The sequence below is a fragment of the Aeromonas sp. 62-46 genome (genome assembly GCF_001898585.1).
GTDB lineage: Bacteria > Pseudomonadota > Gammaproteobacteria > Enterobacterales > Aeromonadaceae > Aeromonas > Aeromonas caviae.
In genome coordinates this window covers 217,766-234,278 of record NZ_MKUI01000050.1, presented here as the reverse complement: position 1 = coordinate 234,278, position 16,513 = coordinate 217,766, and the positions used below count along the sequence as shown (strand labels likewise).

At 60.3% G+C, this 16,513-nt stretch carries 17 protein-coding genes and 2 tRNA genes; 9 read left to right on the top strand and 10 right to left on the bottom strand.

Annotation, left to right across the window (positions count from 1 at the left end; translation table 11 throughout):
• Positions 1–58: 58 nt before the first annotated feature.
• From BGO64_RS16485 to lolB, 7 genes are all read right to left on the bottom strand, one after another.
• Positions 59–135: transfer RNA gene (locus BGO64_RS16485), tRNA-Met, on the bottom strand.
• Between the two features lie 235 nt (positions 136–370).
• Positions 371–1,462 (bottom strand): redox-regulated ATPase YchF, encoded by a 1,092-nt coding sequence (ychF, locus tag BGO64_RS16480; protein WP_010673843.1) that lies wholly within the window; start codon positions 1,460–1,462, stop codon positions 371–373.
• A gap of 132 nt (positions 1,463–1,594) precedes the next feature.
• Positions 1,595–2,191 (bottom strand): aminoacyl-tRNA hydrolase, encoded by a 597-nt coding sequence (gene pth / locus BGO64_RS16475; RefSeq protein WP_041215615.1) that lies wholly within the window; start codon positions 2,189–2,191, stop codon positions 1,595–1,597.
• A gap of 249 nt (positions 2,192–2,440) precedes the next feature.
• Complete coding sequence (locus BGO64_RS16470) at positions 2,441–3,388, bottom strand: ribose-phosphate pyrophosphokinase (RefSeq protein ID WP_010673845.1); 948 nt, start codon at positions 3,386–3,388, stop codon at positions 2,441–2,443.
• A gap of 239 nt (positions 3,389–3,627) precedes the next feature.
• A tRNA-Gln gene (locus tag BGO64_RS16465) sits at positions 3,628–3,702 on the bottom strand.
• The gene (gene ispE / locus BGO64_RS16460; RefSeq protein ID WP_219596997.1) at positions 3,682–4,560 is read right to left on the bottom strand and encodes a 4-(cytidine 5'-diphospho)-2-C-methyl-D-erythritol kinase; all 879 of its coding nucleotides are present in this window, start codon (positions 4,558–4,560) and stop codon (positions 3,682–3,684) included. Before ispE ends, BGO64_RS16465 begins: the two co-directional genes overlap by 21 nt.
• Positions 4,560–5,138: a lipoprotein insertase outer membrane protein LolB gene (lolB, locus tag BGO64_RS16455; RefSeq protein WP_039039599.1), complete on the bottom strand. Its 579-nt coding sequence runs from the start codon at positions 5,136–5,138 to the stop codon at positions 4,560–4,562. The genes ispE and lolB overlap by 1 nt, the downstream gene beginning before the upstream one ends.
• Before the next feature lie 125 nt (positions 5,139–5,263).
• On the opposite strand from lolB, the gene hemA reads away from it, so the two are divergent.
• The 7 genes from hemA to BGO64_RS16420 all read left to right on the top strand — a co-directional run bounded on the left by hemA (position 5,264) and on the right by BGO64_RS16420 (position 12,172).
• Entirely contained in the window at positions 5,264–6,523 is a 1,260-nt protein-coding gene (gene hemA / locus BGO64_RS16450) for a glutamyl-tRNA reductase (protein ID WP_286701031.1), read from the top strand.
• 50 nt (positions 6,524–6,573) lie between these two features.
• Positions 6,574–7,662: a peptide chain release factor 1 gene (gene prfA, locus BGO64_RS16445; RefSeq protein ID WP_039039601.1), complete on the top strand. Its 1,089-nt coding sequence runs from the start codon at positions 6,574–6,576 to the stop codon at positions 7,660–7,662.
• Positions 7,662–8,495 carry a peptide chain release factor N(5)-glutamine methyltransferase gene (gene prmC, locus BGO64_RS16440; RefSeq protein WP_128271857.1) on the top strand — a complete coding sequence of 278 codons (834 nt, stop codon included), beginning with the start codon at positions 7,662–7,664 and terminating at the stop codon, positions 8,493–8,495. The genes prfA and prmC overlap by 1 nt, the downstream gene beginning before the upstream one ends.
• Before the next feature lie 42 nt (positions 8,496–8,537).
• The gene (locus BGO64_RS16435) at positions 8,538–8,921 is read left to right on the top strand and encodes a SirB2 family protein (RefSeq protein WP_042880800.1); all 384 of its coding nucleotides are present in this window, start codon (positions 8,538–8,540) and stop codon (positions 8,919–8,921) included.
• A gap of 11 nt (positions 8,922–8,932) precedes the next feature.
• Complete coding sequence (locus BGO64_RS16430; protein WP_041212584.1) at positions 8,933–9,733, top strand: SirB1 family protein; 801 nt, start codon at positions 8,933–8,935, stop codon at positions 9,731–9,733.
• Positions 9,734–9,744: 11 nt separating this feature from the next.
• On the top strand, positions 9,745–10,599 hold the full coding sequence (kdsA, locus tag BGO64_RS16425; RefSeq protein WP_039039605.1) for a 3-deoxy-8-phosphooctulonate synthase: 855 nt from the start codon (positions 9,745–9,747) through the stop codon (positions 10,597–10,599).
• Between the two features lie 289 nt (positions 10,600–10,888).
• Positions 10,889–12,172, top strand: a complete 1,284-nt coding sequence (locus BGO64_RS16420) for a dicarboxylate/amino acid:cation symporter (protein ID WP_103243557.1) — start codon at positions 10,889–10,891, stop codon at positions 12,170–12,172.
• An 80-nt stretch (positions 12,173–12,252) separates the two neighbouring features.
• Here BGO64_RS16420 and grcA read toward each other — a convergent pair whose 3' ends face one another.
• On the bottom strand, positions 12,253–12,633 hold the full coding sequence (grcA, locus tag BGO64_RS16415; protein ID WP_286701030.1) for an autonomous glycyl radical cofactor GrcA: 381 nt from the start codon (positions 12,631–12,633) through the stop codon (positions 12,253–12,255).
• Positions 12,634–13,247: 614 nt separating this feature from the next.
• Between grcA and ung the strand changes: the two genes are divergently transcribed.
• Together ung and BGO64_RS16405 are read left to right on the top strand one after the other, a co-directional pair.
• On the top strand, positions 13,248–13,928 hold the full coding sequence (gene ung, locus BGO64_RS16410; RefSeq protein ID WP_010673856.1) for a uracil-DNA glycosylase: 681 nt from the start codon (positions 13,248–13,250) through the stop codon (positions 13,926–13,928).
• Positions 13,929–14,088: 160 nt separating this feature from the next.
• Positions 14,089–14,634: a hemerythrin domain-containing protein gene (locus BGO64_RS16405; RefSeq protein ID WP_041212588.1), complete on the top strand. Its 546-nt coding sequence runs from the start codon at positions 14,089–14,091 to the stop codon at positions 14,632–14,634.
• Between the two features lie 96 nt (positions 14,635–14,730).
• Here BGO64_RS16405 and BGO64_RS16400 read toward each other — a convergent pair whose 3' ends face one another.
• Together BGO64_RS16400 and tal are read right to left on the bottom strand one after the other, a co-directional pair.
• Positions 14,731–14,910 (bottom strand): DUF3545 family protein, encoded by a 180-nt coding sequence (locus tag BGO64_RS16400; RefSeq protein WP_010673858.1) that lies wholly within the window; start codon positions 14,908–14,910, stop codon positions 14,731–14,733.
• Between the two features lie 180 nt (positions 14,911–15,090).
• Positions 15,091–16,041 carry a transaldolase gene (tal, locus tag BGO64_RS16395; RefSeq protein WP_286701029.1) on the bottom strand — a complete coding sequence of 317 codons (951 nt, stop codon included), beginning with the start codon at positions 16,039–16,041 and terminating at the stop codon, positions 15,091–15,093.
• Between the last annotated feature and the right edge of the window lie 472 nt (positions 16,042–16,513).

Genomic DNA, 16,513 nt, shown 5'->3' with positions numbered 1-16,513 from the left:
TAGGGATGGCGAGATCAAAACCCGCTGCCTTACCGCTTGGCGATACCCCAACTAGAGATGGTGGCTATGACGGGATTCGAACCTGTGACCCCCGCATTATGAGTGCGATGCTCTAACCAACTGAGCTACATAGCCAACCGTGCTTCCAGTGAGTCGTTGCCTCGTCACTGTGCGGCCGGAATTATGCGTATCTGGCTCTGGGGCGTCAACCCTTTTTTTGTTTGAAAAAACGAATTTGGGTGCGTTTGGCGAGTTATTGGCCGCTGTCGTGCAAAAGCCCAACAATCTGGTTTTTTTTACGACATTCGCACCCAGATCGCGCCTCTGGCCAGATAAAAAAGAGGCCAGCAAATGCTGGCCTCTCATGGGGTTAGACGTTGAACAGGAAGTTCATGATATCGCCATCCTTGACGATGTAGTCTTTCCCTTCCGCGCGCATCTTGCCTGCTTCCTTGGCGCCTTGCTCACCCTTGTAGGTGATAAAGTCGTCGAAGGCGATGGTCTGGGCGCGAATAAAGCCTTTTTCGAAGTCGGTGTGGATCTTGCCAGCGGCCTGCGGGGCGGTGGCGCCTACCGGAATGGTCCAGGCGCGCACTTCTTTCACACCGGCGGTGAAGTAGGTCTGCAACTTGAGCAGCTCGTATCCGGAGCGGATCACCCGGTTCAGGCCCGGCTCCTCGATGCCCAGATCCGCCATGAACTCGGCGCGGTCTTCGTCGTCCAGCTCGGCGATGTCCGCCTCGATGGCGCAGCAGACGACCACGACAACGGCGTTCTCGGCGGCGGCTATCTCACGGACCTGATCCAGGTAGGGGTTGTTCTCGAAGCCATCTTCCGCCACGTTGGCGATGTACATGGTGGGTTTGAGGGTCAGGAAGTTGAGGTGGCTGACGGCGTCCAGCTCATCCTTGTCCAGCTTCATGCCGCGGATCATCTGGCCGTTTTCCAGGGCAACCTTGATCTTCTCCAGCACTTCCACTTCCAGCTTGGCATCCTTGTCGCCGCCCTTGGCACGCTTGGACTGGCGATTGATGGCGCGCTCGCAGGCATCCAGGTCGGAGAGGGCCAGCTCGGTGTTGATCACCTCAATGTCGTCGGCCGGGGAGACCTTGCCCGCCACGTGGACGATGTTCTCGTCCTCGAAGCAGCGCACCACGTGACCGATGGCTTCGGTTTCACGGATGTTGGCCAGGAACTGGTTGCCAAGGCCTTCGCCCTTGGAGGCACCGGCCACCAGGCCGGCGATGTCCACGAACTCCATGGTGGTCGGCACGACACGCTGCGGATTGATGATGGCCGCCAGCTGGTCGAGGCGGGGATCCGGCATGGGGACCACACCCGTGTTCGGCTCAATGGTGCAGAACGGGAAGTTGGCGGCTTCGATGCCGGCCTTGGTCAGCGCATTGAACAGGGTGGATTTGCCTACATTGGGCAGGCCCACGATACCGCATTTAAAACCCATGGATTGTTACCTTGTTGATGGATGCTTCAAGGGGCCGCGCGGGCGGCCCGTGTCGTGTTGCTTGACCCCGAGGCGAGGGATCTCGCCAGGGGGCCGGTCATCTTGAACTGCCTGGCGATGCAGGCTGAAGGCCTAGACTTTCTCGGCCTTGAAACTGTGCAGGCGATTCATGGCCTTGGTCATGTCCTGCTTGAACAGGATGTCGGTGGCGCGCAGGGACTCGTCCAGCGCGGCCTCGATCAGACTCTGCTCACTGCTGGGCGCCTTGGTCAGCACGAAACCGGCGACCAGCTCCTTGGCGCCCGGATGGCCGATGCCAAGGCGCAGCCGGAAGAAGTTATTGTTGTTGCCCATCCTGGCGATGATGTCCTTGAGGCCGTTATGGCCGCCGTGACCGCCCCCTTGCTTGAACTTGGCGATGCCGGGAGGCAGGTCCAGCTCGTCGTGGGCCACCAGGATCTCTTCCGGGGCGATCTGGTAGAAGCGCGCGAGCGCCGCCACGGCCTTGCCGGAGAGATTCATGTAGGTGTTCGGGATGAGCAGCCGCACATCCTGCCCGTCCACCAGGAAGCGGGCGGTGTGGCCGAAGAACTTGGGCTCTTCGCGCAGGCTGACATTGTGCCAGCGTGCCAGTTGCTCCACATACCAGGCGCCCGCATTGTGGCGGGTCTTGGCATATTCGGGGCCGGGATTACCCAGCCCGACAATCAGTTTGATTTGACTTGTCACGCTTGATGTCTTCACTCGCTACTTGCCATGGGCGGATGGCCCGGGGCAATGGGACGCAATATTCTAGCCGCCGAGTGGCGATCACTCAACCAAAGTGCGGCAAGGTCGGGGAAAAGCCGGACAGAAGGGCTCGGGTGGGGTGGCTCGTCCGAGGTTTTCGTCTCTTGCCGAGTGGAGGTTGGCGGCTGGCGCCAGGCACCCAAAAAAACAAAAACCGCCATTCGGCGGTTTTTGTCACAACAGGGTCTATCAATGCTCGAACATGGCAGAGATGGACTCTTCGTTGCTGATGCGGCGAATCGCTTCGGCCAGCACGGAGGAGAGGGTCAGCTGCTTGACCTTGCCGACTGCCTTCATCTCCGGGGTGAGCGGGATGGAGTCGGTGATGATCAGCTCGTCGATGACCGAATTCTTGATGTTTTCAACGGCGGTGCCGGAGAAGACAGGGTGGGTTGCATAGGCGAACACGCGCTTGGCACCACGCTCTTTCAGCGCTTCGGCCGCTTTGCACAGGGTACCGCCGGTGTCGATCATGTCGTCGACGATGACGCAGTCACGACCGGCTACGTCGCCGATCAGGTGCATGACCTGGGAGACGTTCGGACGGGGACGACGCTTGTCGATGATGGCGATGTCGGTGTCGTCCAGCAGCTTGGCGATGGCACGGGCACGGACCACGCCGCCGATGTCCGGTGACACGACCACGGGGGATTCGAGGTTCTTGGCCTTCATGTCTTCCAGCAGCACCGGGCTGCCGAACACGTTGTCGACGGGGACGTCGAAGAAGCCCTGGATCTGCTCGGCATGCAGGTCAACGGTCAGCACACGGTCCACACCCACGCTGGAGAGGAAGTCGGCGACGACCTTGGCGGTGATGGGCACACGGGCTGAGCGGACGCGGCGGTCCTGACGGGCATAACCAAAGTAGGGGATAACGGCAGTGATACGGCCAGCTGAAGCACGACGCAGTGCATCCACCATGACGATCAATTCCATCAAATTGTCGTTGGTCGGGGCACAGGTGGATTGAATGATGAAGATATCGCCACCGCGTACATTCTCGTTGATCTGTACGCTGATCTCGCCGTCGCTAAAGCGACCTACGGCAGCATTGCCGAGTTTGATAAACAGGCGATCTGCGATCTTCTGGGCTAGTTCCGGCGTTGCGTTACCAGCAAACAGCTTCATGTCAGGCACGGTTTGAAACCTCGGGGTTGCATCCAGTATGTGGGGAGTCTGATTTTAGACCCGTATCGTTTGGGGGCAAACGATTTAGCAAGATGACGGACAAGGTCTCTGGGCGATGTCGAGGATGGCGTCTCATCACCCGCAGGGTGGGTGGACGGGAATCCAGCTTGAGCGCCATCGCGTCAGATTGGCCCAAGACACATCGACGAGGTCAACACCTCCCGATGCGGCCTCAACAAGGAGAGAGTTGGCTGGGGTACTAGGATTCGAACCTAGGAATGGCGAGATCAAAACCCGCTGCCTTACCGCTTGGCGATACCCCAATCACTCACTTGTTGCAAAGTTACGAAGAGTGGTGATATGTTCTCGCCCTTGGCGACAAACCCATCCCAGCCTTCCGGCACTCTTGCCAACACCTTCCGAGCAGCCATTTCGTCTTTAAATCGAGCAAAGACGCAGGCGCCAGTGCCCGTCATTCTTGACGGCGCGTATTCTAGCAACCAGCCGAGCGCATTGGCAACCTCGGGGTGGCGCTTTTTCACCAGCAGTTCGCAATCGTTTTTCCACTCTCCTGCCAGCAGATTGTCCAGGGTCATCTTGGGGGTGTTGCGGGGCAGGTCGGGATCCTGGAACACGGCGGCGGTGGCCACATGGCAATCCGGCTTGAGTACCAGGTACCAGGCATCCGGCACCTCGACCGGTTGCAACCGCTCCCCCACGCCCTCGGCGAAGGCGGCCTTGCCCCGCACGAACACCGGCACGTCGGCGCCCAGCTGTACGCCGAGCTCGGCCAGCTCGTCTTCACTCAAGCCGGCTTGCCAGAGGTGGTTCAAGGCCACGAGGGTGGTGGCCGCGTCCGACGAGCCGCCCCCGATGCCACCGCCCATGGGCAGTACCTTCTCCAGCCGGATATGGGCTCCCTGCGGACTGGCCAACCGGCTCTGCAACAGGCGGGCAGCCCGGATGATGAGGTTCTGTTCATCGGGCACGCCGGGAATGGCCGGGCTCAAGGTGAGCTGGTCGCTGCCGGGGATCGGCTCGAATTCGAGCCAGTCGCCGTGGTTGAGGAAGATGAAGAGGGTCTGCAGTTCGTGGTAGCCATCGGGGCGGCGGCCGTTGACGTGCAGGAAGAGGTTGAGCTTGGCCGGGGCGGGCCAGCGGATCGGCGCCTGGTCGTGCATCATGGTGCCAGGGTCCACTCGTTGATCTGCAGCTTGAGACGGCTCTCCTGCCCGGTCATGGTGAGCAGGTGGGGCAGGCGATAGCCGTCTTGATCCCGATAGTCCCCGTAGACGATCTGCCACTGGCCGTCGCGCACGCTGGCGAGGCTGGCATCGGGGTTGAGCTCGAATTCGGCCTGCCCCGGCAATCCCTTGATCCACTCAGGCAGCCCGGCCACCGGAATGTGCCAGCCGGTGAGCTGATAGACCAGGAGCTCGGCATCCTGGCTCTGGTGCTGTTTTCCGTCGTTGTCGAGCAGAGTCACCTCGCCGCCGGTGCGGGAGAGTTCCAGAATATGGGTGCCGATGAGGCTGGTGAGGTTGAGGCGATAGTCGTCGCCGTTTTGCTGCCAGTTGAGGCGAGCGCTGCCCTTCTGGCGGGCGGTGATGATGGCCATTTTGCCCGACAACTGCCAGTGTGTGAGGCGTTCGAGGCGGGCGCGCTCCTGCTGCCAGTTGACCTGATCCCGCTGGGGTTGGGTGGTGGTACAGCCCGCCAGCACCAGCAGGCAGGCGAGGGAGAAGATACGCAACAACAAGGTGGAGCTCCGCAGATGAGGTTTGCGACAGTATAAGGGGCGGCCGTATTGCTTTTAAAGACTTACCCTTTCTCGTACAATTGTCGGCCTCTACACCCTGTGCATGAAACGATCATCACCCACCCATGAGTCTGCTTGCCCTCGGAATCAACCACAACACCGCCAGTGTCGCCTTGCGGGAGCGGGTCGCCTTTGGCCCGGACCGCATCGATCGCGCCCTGCGTGAGCTGGTGGAGCAGCCTGGCGTCAGCGAGGCGGTGATTGTCTCCACCTGCAACCGCACCGAGCTCTATTGCAGCCTGGAGCAGGGGCAGGGGGAGCAGGTGCTGAACTGGTTGCAGCGGTTCCACGCGCTGGAGGCGAGCGAGGTGCTCTCCGCCATCTACCGGCACCAGGACGAGGAAGCGGTGCGACACCTGATGCGGGTGGCCTGCGGCCTCGACTCCCTGGTGCTGGGGGAGCCGCAGATCCTGGGGCAGATCAAGCAATCCTACGCCCACGCCCAGCAGGCGGATGCGGTGAAAGGATCCCTGGAGCGCCTGTTCCAGAAATCCTTCTCGGTGGCCAAACGGGTGCGCACCGACACCGAGATCGGCGCCAGCGCGGTGTCGGTGGCCTTTGCCGCCGTGAGCCTGGCCCGCCGTATCTTCTCCGATCTCACCCAGACCAAGGTGCTGCTGGTGGGCGCCGGCGAAACCATCGAACTGGTGGCCCGCCACCTGCGCGAGCAGAGCGTGACCCGGATGATGGTGGCGAACCGGACCCTGCAACGGGCCCAGTTGCTGGCAGAGGAGTTCGGTGCCCAGGTTATGACCCTGGAGGAGATCCCGGACTACCTGCACGAGGCGGACATCGTCATCAGCTCCACGGCAAGCCCCCTGCCCATCATCGGCAAGGGCATGGTGGAGCGGGCGCTCAAGGCGCGTCGCTTCAAGCCCATGTTCCTGGTGGACATCGCCGTGCCCCGCGACATCGAAGCCGAGGTGGACGAGCTCTCCGATGCCTATCTCTACACGGTGGACGATCTGCAGGGCATCATCGAGCAGAACCTGGAGACCCGCAAGCGGGCGGCCGCCGAGGCGGAACTCATCGTGCAGGAAGAGCGCGACGAGTTCATGGGCTGGTATCGCAGCCAGCACTCGGTGGATCTCATTCGCGATTATCGCCATCAGTCACAGCAGGTCGCCGACGAAGAGTTGCAGCGGGCCTTGCTGGCCCTGCAACAGGGTGAAAATGCCGAGCAGGCGCTCAAGGCCATGGCCCATCGCCTCACCAACAAGCTGATCCACGCACCGACCCAGGCCCTGCGCCAGGCCGCCGCCCAGGGGGACAGCCACAAGCTGGCCCAACTGCGTCAGGTGCTGGGATTGTCACAAGAATCATAGTGTTGGGACGGCCCTTTGCCGTCCCGTCCTCCATCGAGAATCCAAGAGTCATGAACCCCTCATTGATCAGAAAGCTGGAAGGCCTCATCGAGCGCCATGAAGAAGTACAGGCCCTGCTCGGGGAGCCCGGGGTCGCCTCGGATCAGGACAGATACCGCGCCCTGACCCGGGAATACGCCCAGCTGGAAGATATCGTTCACGCCTTCCAGCGTTTCCGCCAGGCCGAAGAGAACCTCGACACCACCCGGCTGATGCTGGAGGAAGAGGATGCCGAGCTGCGGGAGATGGCGCAGGAGGAACTGCCGCTCGCCAAGGCGACCTTCGAGGAGCAGGAGCAGGCGCTTCAGGTGATGCTGTTGCCGCGCGACCCCAAGGATGACAACAACTGCTATCTGGAGATCCGTGCCGGTGCCGGTGGCGACGAGGCGGCCATTTTCGCGGGGGATCTGTTCCGCATGTACTCCCGCTACGCCGAGCGTCAGGGGTGGCGTGTCTCCATCGTCAGCTGCAATGACGGCGAACACGGCGGCTACAAGGAGGTGATCGCCAAGGTGGACGGCGAGCACGTCTACGGCCGCCTCAAGTTCGAGTCCGGCGGCCACCGGGTGCAGCGAGTCCCCGAGACCGAATCCCAGGGCCGGGTGCACACCTCCGCCTGTACCGTGGCCGTGCTGCCGGAAGTGCCGGAAGCCGAGCAGGTGGAGATCAACCCCTCCGAGCTGAAGATCGACACCTTCCGCGCTTCCGGTGCCGGCGGCCAGCACGTCAACAAGACCGACTCCGCCATCCGCATCACCCACCTGCCCACCGGGCTGGTGGTGGAGTGCCAGGACGAGCGCTCCCAGCACAAGAACCGCGCCAAGGCGATGTCGGTGCTCTCCGCTCGCCTGCAGGCGGCCGAGGACGAACGCCACCGCGCCGCCGAGCAGAGTACCCGCCGCAACCTGGTGGGCTCCGGGGATCGCTCCGAGCGCATCCGCACCTACAACTATCCCCAGGGGCGTCTCTCCGAGCACCGGATCAACCTCACCCTCTATCGTCTGGGCGACATCCTGGAAGGGGATCTGGACTGCGTGATCACCCCCCTGGTGCAGGAGTATCAGGCGGATCAGCTCGCCTCCCTGGCCGAGAGCAACTGATGCAGATCCAGCAGGCCCGCGCCCATATCATGGCGACCCTGGCCTCCGGGGAATCCCCCCGTGCCGACGCCGATGCCCTGCTCTGTCATCTGCTGGATTGTCGGCGCAGCTATCTGATGACCTGGCCGGAGCACGAGCTCGATGCCGCCCAGCAGGCAACCCTGGCGGGCTGGCTTGCCCGTCGCCTCAATGGTGAGCCCATTGCCCACCTCATCGGTGAGCGGGAGTTCTGGTCGCTGCCGCTGAAAGTGAGCCCGGCCACCCTGATCCCGCGCCCCGATACCGAGGTGCTGGTGGAACAGGCGCTGGCCCGCCTGCCGGGCGGCCCCTGCGCCCTGCTGGATCTGGGCACGGGCACCGGTGCCATCGCCCTTGCGCTCAAGTCTGAGCGACCGGATGCCGATGTATGGGCGGTGGACAGGATGCCGGCCGCGGCCGCGTTGGCCCGCACCAACAGCGCCGCCCTGGGGTTGCCCATCGAGGTGCGCGACGGCAGCTGGTTTGCGCCGCTCTCGGATGCACCGCGCTTTGCGATGATCGTCTCCAACCCGCCTTACATCGACGGGGCGGACCCCCATCTTCACGAGGGGGACGTGCGCTTCGAGCCGCGCTCCGCCCTGGTGGCGGAGGAGCAGGGGCTGGCGGATATCCGCCTCATCGTCACCCAGGCGCCCGCCCATCTGGTGCCTGGTGGCTGGCTGTTGCTGGAACACGGCTGGGATCAGGGGGAGGCGGTGCGTCAACTCCTGCTGCAACAAGGCTACGTCCAGGTGGAAACCGTGCGCGATTACGGCGATAACGAGCGGGTAACCCTGGGGCGCCTGGCTCAGTGATATGACGGGCGGGCCCGGTCTGCCCCTGTTCAAGGAAATCTTATGTATGTTGTTCTCAAGCATCTGCACCTCACCCTGATTGCCGGGGCCGTGCTGATGTTTATCCTGCGCTTTTACTGGTTGCAGACCGGCTCCGCGCTGGCAGGGGGCGCCCGCACCCTCAAGATCAGCGGCTGGCTCAACGGCCTGGTGGTGCTCTCCGGTGCGCTGCTCTGCATGGTGCTGGGTCTCAACCCCCTCAACAACGCCATCCCCTGGCTGGCCGAGAAGCTGACATCCATCCTGGTGGTGGCGTTTCTGGCCATGATGGCGCTGCGCCTGGCCCGCAGCAACGGCATCCGCTGGTTTGCCTTCCTGGGCGCACTGGGGTGGATCTTCTTTATCGCCAAGCTTGCGGTGCAAAAGCAGGCCAGCCTGTTCGGCTAGGAAGGATGACGATGATACGTGTGGATGAGTGGACCGACTTCGAGGCTCACGATCTGGCCGAGCTGGCGCTGTCGGTGAGCGACGAGATCCGGGGCCATGGCGGCACGGGAGAGGCCGAGCTTGCCCGCCTCGATGCCTGGCTGGACGAGACGATTGCCGAGGGAGACTGCGACGAGGTGCGTCGTCAGCTGTTGCAGGGTTTCTACCAGACCCTGGGCTTTCGTGGCGACTGGCAGGATTACTTCTCGTCCGCCAACTGCGATCTGGACCAGGTGCTGGCAAGGCGCAAGGGGATCCCGGTCAGTCTCGGCATCCTCCTCATCCAGCTGGGTCGCAAGATAGGGCTGGATGTGGAGGGGATCTGCTTCCCCGGCCATTTCCTCCTGAGTTTTGCCGGTCTGGACGGGGAGGTCTATGTGGACCCCTTCAACGGTGATGAACTGAGCCGGCACCGCATCGAACTGCTGCTGCGCGGTGCCCTCGGGAACCTGGCGAGTCTGAGCGATGATCATCTGCAGCCATCGGGGCAGTGGGAGATCATCGAGCGCTTGCTCAATGTCAGCAAGGGCGCCCTGCTGCGCGAGGAGCGCATGACGGAGGCGCTGCGCTGCAGCGAGCTGCTGCTGCGCATGAAGCCCGGCGATCCGCTGGAGACGCGGGATCGGGGCTTCATCTATGAGCAACTCGATTGCCCGCGCTTTGCCGCCGACGATTTCGAATACTTTATTGAACAATGCCCTGATGATCCCGTGGCCGATGTGCTGAAAACCCAGCTGGCCACCCTGGACCTCAGTCCCAAACCCCTCCATTAAGGATCCCTGAGATGGAACAGAAGAATATCAAGGTCAACCAGATCGACGTCGCCAACGACAAACCTTTCGTGCTGTTCGGCGGCATGAACGTGCTGGAATCCCGCGACATGGCGATGGCGGTGTGCGAGAAGTACGTGGAAGTGACCAGCAAGCTCGGCATCCCGTTCGTGTTCAAGGCGAGCTGGGACAAGGCCAACCGCTCCTCCATCCACTCCTATCGCGGCCCGGGTCTGGAAGAGGGGATGAAGATCTTCCAGGAGCTGAAAGCGACCTTCGGCATGCCGGTGATCTCCGATCTGCATGAGCCCCATCAGGCCAAACCGGTCGCCGAGGTGGTCGACGTCATCCAGCTGCCCGCCTTCCTGGCGCGCCAGACCGATCTGGTGGAGGCCATGGCCCGCACCGGCAACGTCATCAACATCAAGAAGCCGCAATTCCTGAGCCCAAGCCAGATGAAGAACATCACCGACAAGTTCGAGGAGTGTGGCAACGATCGCCTGATCCTCTGCGAGCGCGGTGCCAACTTCGGCTATGACAACCTGGTGGTGGACATGCTGGGCCTGGGCGTCATGAAGAAGAGCACCGGCGGCTATCCGGTCATCTTTGACGTCACCCACTCCCTGCAGTGCCGCGATCCCCTGGGAGCGGCCTCCGGCGGTCGCCGCGAGCAGGTGACCGAGCTGGCCCGTGCCGGCATGGCGGTGGGCCTCGCCGGTCTGTTCATTGAATCTCACCCGGACCCCAAGATTGCCCGTTGCGACGGCCCGAGCGCGCTGCCGCTGGAGAAGCTGGAAGGCTTCCTCAAGCAGATGAAGGCCATCGACGATCTCGTCAAGGGCTTCGAGCCCCTCGATACCTCCGCCTGATCGCGATTTTTACTATCAAAAATGCCCCGCCATGCGGGGCATTTTTATTTCCGTCATTTTCATTTGGTGCTCTTCGGCGTCCATTGCGACCATGTTTCCGTGGTGTTAATGATGTTAAATATATTGTGTGATTGATGTCTCTTATTTGCTTCTTATGACATGCAAAAGTAGCGACCGTCAGGATGGCAAAAAGGTATGAAGCGGGTGAGATAACCCTATTTCTCGCCGCAGACTGCTGCATACGTTATTTGCTGTCAGTGGAGTCACACTTATTAACAGGACGTTGAGCATGCACAAGAAAATTGTCAGTAGCCTCTATTTTCAGGTGATATTGGCAATCACCATCGGAATATGTCTGGGACATGTCTATCCGAGTCTAGGCGCAGATATGAAACCCCTTGGTGATGGCTTCGTTAAATTAATCAAGATGATCATCGCCCCCGTCATTTTCTGTACTGTGGTTACCGGTATTGCCGGCATGGAAAGCATGAAGGCGGTGGGCAAAACCGGTGCCATTGCGCTGATCTATTTTGAAGTGGTGAGCACCCTGGCCCTGATCATCGGTCTGTGCGTGGTCAACGTGCTGCAGCCAGGGGCCGGTATGAATGTGGATCCCTCCTCACTCGACGCCAGCGCCATCTCCGTCTATGCGGATCAGGCCCAGTCCCAGGGGATAATTCCCTTCCTGCTGGATGTGATACCGGCCAGCGTCATCGGTGCCTTTGCCGGCGGCAATATACTCCAGGTGTTGCTGTTTGCCGTCCTGTTCGGATTTTCCCTGCATCATATCGGGGAGAAGGGAAAACCCATCTTCAATATCATCGATGGTTTCTCCCAGGTTATTTTCGGCATCATCAACATGATCATGAAACTGGCGCCGATCGGGGCATTTGGCGCCATGGCATTCACCATAGGGAAATACGGTATTGGTTCTTTGGTTCAGCTGGGACAATTAATTGCTAGCTTCTATCTGACCTGCCTGCTGTTTATTTTTCTGGTGCTCGGCAGTATCGCCAAAGCCAATGGCTTCAGCATTGTGCGCTTTATTGCCTATATCCGGGAAGAGCTGTTGATCGTGCTCGGAACATCCTCGTCGGAATCCGTATTGCCGCGCATGCTGGTGAAAATGGAGGCGCTGGGCTGCAAGAAATCGGTGGTGGGTCTGGTGATCCCGACCGGTTACTCATTCAACCTGGACGGCACCTCCATCTATCTGACCATGGCCGCCGTCTTCATCGCCCAGGCGACCAACACCCCGCTGGACCTGTTCCATCAGCTCACCCTGCTGGTGGTGCTGCTTATCTCCTCCAAGGGGGCGGCCGGAGTCACGGGGAGTGGCTTCATCGTGCTGGCAGCCACCATCTCGGCGGTAGGGCATCTGCCGCTGGCCGGGCTGGCGCTGATCCTCGGGATTGATCGCTTCATGTCGGAGGCGCGCGCCCTGACCAACCTCATTGGCAACGGGGTGGCGACCCTGGTGGTGGCCCGTTACTGCGATCAGCTCGACGAGGCCACCATGCAGGACGCCCTGGCGAAACCTGTGGCGGTCATGCCGGTGGACCTGCGAAGCTGACCCAGGTTCCGGCGGCGATCATCACCCATGAAAAAACGGCCCGAGGGGGCCGTTTTTTTAATCTCTTTACGCAGGGCGCCTTACAGGCTCTGGGTGAAGGTGCGGGTGACCACGTCACGCTGCTGCTCCGGGGTCAGGGCGTTGAAACGCACGGCGTAACCGGAGACGCGGATGGTGAGCTGCGGGTATTTTTCCGGGTTGGCGATGGCGTCTTCCAGGGTTTCGCGGCGCAGTACGTTGACGTTCAAGTGCTGACCCCCTTCGACCACAGGCTCTTGCTGAATCGGCAGTTCACGATATTCGAATTGACCCAGGTCGGAGAGGCTGACTTCCTGATCGGCGGCAAAGCTGTCGCCCTTGGCGCAGATGCAGCGAGCCTGTTGTTTCTCTTCGTCCAGCAGCCAGAAAGAGTTCAGCAGAGCGGCGTTGGCGGACTGGGTGATTTGGATGCCCTTGATCATGGTATGACTCCTCATAGGAAAGCGGATTCAACGGTAAGCACATTACCCTGATGTTTTTAAACCACCTCTTGGAAGGAATGATTTAACGGGGCCTTGCCTTACACCTTTACTTCGTTGGGGCCATATATACCACGACGGTAATATTACGAAAATTGATCCAAATCAATAAAACCCCATTTTGCGTGCATTGAAAGGGATTAAATCATTGAGTTGAATCAAAAACAGATCATTTTTCTGTTTTTGTAAGATATATGAATTATGCATTTTTTATTATTCGTATCTAGTAATTTAACTACACCTTTAGGGTTTATTTCTGGCGTCAGAGAAAACCGGCCTGCCCATGAGGCTTGTCCGAAGGACGTCCTGTTATTCCTGTGTCGACGCAGCCCCGGTCATTGCCCGTGAACGCCGCCGCCACTTCCCAGGCTGGCAAGGCTGAGCCTGACCTCCATGCGGTTGCGTCTTGGGGGCGAGGACCCTATCCTGAGCCCCTTGCTCTATTGACCGAGGAGATAGCGGTGCCAAGCTGGACAGAAGGCGGGGAGTGGGGAGAGGGAGAGGCTGGCATGCCAGCCAGGATGGAAGGAGTGGATTCGCAACGAGAGGAGACGGGTGTGCTGACCTGGAAAGATGTGATTGGTTCGGAGAAAGAGCAGGCGTATTTCATGGACACCCTGGCCACCGTCAGGGCTGAGCGGGAGGCGGGCAAGGTGATCTATCCCCCGGCGACCGAGGTCTTCAATGCCTTCAAACTGACCGAGCTGGATGACGTCAAGGTGGTGATCCTGGGGCAGGATCCCTATCACGGCCCGGATCAGGCGCACGGCCTCTGTTTCTCCGTCTTGCCCGGAGTGCGCACGCCGCCGTCCCTCGTCAACATCTACAAGGAGATGCAGCGGGATCTGCCGGGTTTTGTCACACCCAATCACGGATTCCTGGAATCCTGGGCCAGACAGGGAGTGCTGCTGCTCAATACGGTGCTGACGGTACAGGCGGGCATGGCGCACTCTCACGCCCACCTGGGGTGGGAGACCTTTACCGATCGGGTCATCGAGCGGATCAATGCCCATTGCCAGGGAGTTGTCTTCCTGCTGTGGGGCGCTCATGCCCAGAAGAAAGGGCGCTTCATCGACCGGTCGCGCCACCATGTGCTGAGCGCCCCCCATCCCAGCCCGCTCTCTGCCCATCGCGGTTTCATCGGTTGCGGCCACTTCTCCGAGGCCAATCGCCTGCTGGTCCAGCAGGGACGCAGTCCCATCGACTGGCTCTCGGTCTGCGCCGATCCGGCGGCCTGACGCCGTAAATGCACAGGGGAAATGGTCTCCCCTGTGCCCCCTGTGGTGAGAGGCTGGTGCAGCCGCTGTCTGCATCCGACTTGATTGAGTGCAAAGTTCAGGCAATAAATGACCGTATACTCGAGACAGACGTTTTCTCATTTCAGTGCAAGGAGTGCCCATGTTATCCAGTCTGCATAAGGACCACCTCAACATCACCCGGTTGCTGACGCTGCTCAAGCAAAAGCTGGCGGCCATTCGCAATGAGCAGCCGGTGAGCTACTTCCTGCTGCGGGATGTGGTGGATTATCTGCGCGAGGTATCCGACAAGTACCACCACCCGAAGGAAGACATGATTTATGACTACTACCTGAAATACAGGGTGGTGGAGGGGGAGGTGGCCAACCGGCTGCACGAGGAGCACGCCCGTCTGCTGGATGCAGGGACCGAGCTCAAGGAGATGGTGGAGATGATCCTGATGGATGCGGTCATCCCGCTGGATCAGTTCGTGGCCCGTCTGGAGCAGTTCATCGAGCAGCAGGAGGCGCACATGAACTATGAGGAAGGGGTCATCTTCCCCCATCTGCGCGACTCCCTGACCGAGGATGACTGGCGTCATCTCGAACAGCTCTGGCAGAACCGGGCCATCAATGATCCCCTGTTCGGGGCGGAGGTGAGCCAGCATTTCCAGGCGCTGGCCAAACAGCTCTCGCTGCCTGCAGCCTGACAGGAGGTTCACCCATAAAAACAGCGCCCCGGTCAATCCGGGGCGCTGTTTTTATGGCTCCACTCGCTGGAGTGAAACATGGGCGACGTGGGCGTATCAGAGCTCCAGGTCGTCCGATCCTTCATAGGCGATGTCGATGGCCTGCAGCTCCTTTTGCAGGCGGTGCTTGTCTTTAAGCGCCTCAATCTCACGCCATTTGCGTTTTTTTCCCGTTGTCCCGCGGCTACGTGAACCCAGCTCAACGACCTCGTCAAAATCGAAGTTGAACATGTCCATGGCTCCCTCCTTGGTTTTATGGTTTTCACCATCCGTATAACACGACGCCTTTGAAAATAAAACGTTTTTATGACGAAGTTGTGACAACCGGAAACAGGCACAAAAAAACCGGGCTGCCCTTTCGGGAGCCCGGTTTTTGCGGCGCCACTTCGCTCTGTGAGAGCCGTGTGGCGAGCGGCCTTACAGGTGGCTTGCCAGCATGGTTTCCAGCTTGCCCTGGTCGATGGCGAACAGGCGGATGCCTTCCCCCAGTTTCTCGACGGCCATGGCGTCCTGGTTCAGCTCCCAGCGGAATTCGGCTTCGGTCATCGGGGCCGGTTTGGCTGTGCGCTCGCCGGTGTAGTCCAGCTTGCGCACCACGGCGCCTTCGGCCTTGCTCAGCTCTTCCAGCAAAGCGGGGCCAATGGTCAGGCGGTCGCAGCCGGCCAGTTCCAGGATTTCGCCGGTGTTGCGGAAGCTCGCGCCCATGACCACGGTCGGGTAGTCGTGCTGCTTGTAGTAGTTGTAGATGGCGGTGACGGAGACCACGCCCGGATCTTCACTGGCGGTGTAATCACGGCCGTTCTTGGCCTTGTGCCAGTCGAGGATGCGACCGACGAAGGGGGAGATGAGGAAGGCGCCGGCTTCGGCACAGGCACGGGCCTGGGCGAAGGAGAACAGCAGGGTCAGGTTGCACTGGATACCCTCTTTCTCCAGCACCTCGGCGGCACGGATCCCTTCCCAGGTGGAGGCAAGCTTGATCAGGATGCGATCATTGCTGATGCCGGCTTCGTTGTAGAGGCGGATCAGCTTGCGGGCCTTGGCGATGCTGGCATTGGTGTCGAAGGAGAGGCGGGCGTCCACTTCGGTGGAGATGCGGCCCGGAACGATTTTCAGCACTTCGAGGCCGATGTTGACCGCCAGCTTGTCGCCTGCGTCGATGATTTGCTGTGCCTTGTCCTGGCTCTGGGATTTGGCCCAGGCAATGGCGTCCTGGATCAGGGCTGCGTACTCGGGGATCTCGGAGGCCTTGAGTACCAGAGAGGGGTTGGTGGTGGCATCGATGGGCTGGTAGCGCTTGATGGCTTCGATGTCGCCGGTGTCGGCAACCACTGTGGTCAGGGCTTTCAGCTGGGTCAATTTATCGGCCATGGCAAATATCATCTCTTTATGAGGGAGCAATCCCAGGGTGGTGGGCATGAGACGGCAGTTCTGAAATTAAATTACAAGATCCCGGCGGCTCAGGCTCAGAAAGGGGCGATGGGCAGGCCCCATCGTCATTGCCTGCCTAATTAATACGGATGTGGCGCATCCTGCAATAGGGGGGCTTGTATGCGAATCAGCCAGGTGGTGAAAGCGGTACCGGCTGTCGAGTGAAAGTGTTTGATAAAAAACGAGTTTTATTCATGGTGTGGCGGCTGGCTCCGACATGGAAAAGCGCAATTATTTTGGTGGATTCATGAATTTGTGCGGGAGGTCACATAAATAGTTCTGTCAGCTACTTGAAATTTAATTACGTGTAAAACGTTTTGCGTTACAACCCCTTGCCGATGAGGCATGAGAGGCAAACGCTTGTCTCCCTGATGTCGTTTCACTCAGCGGTTTTTACCCCCATGGGATGAGT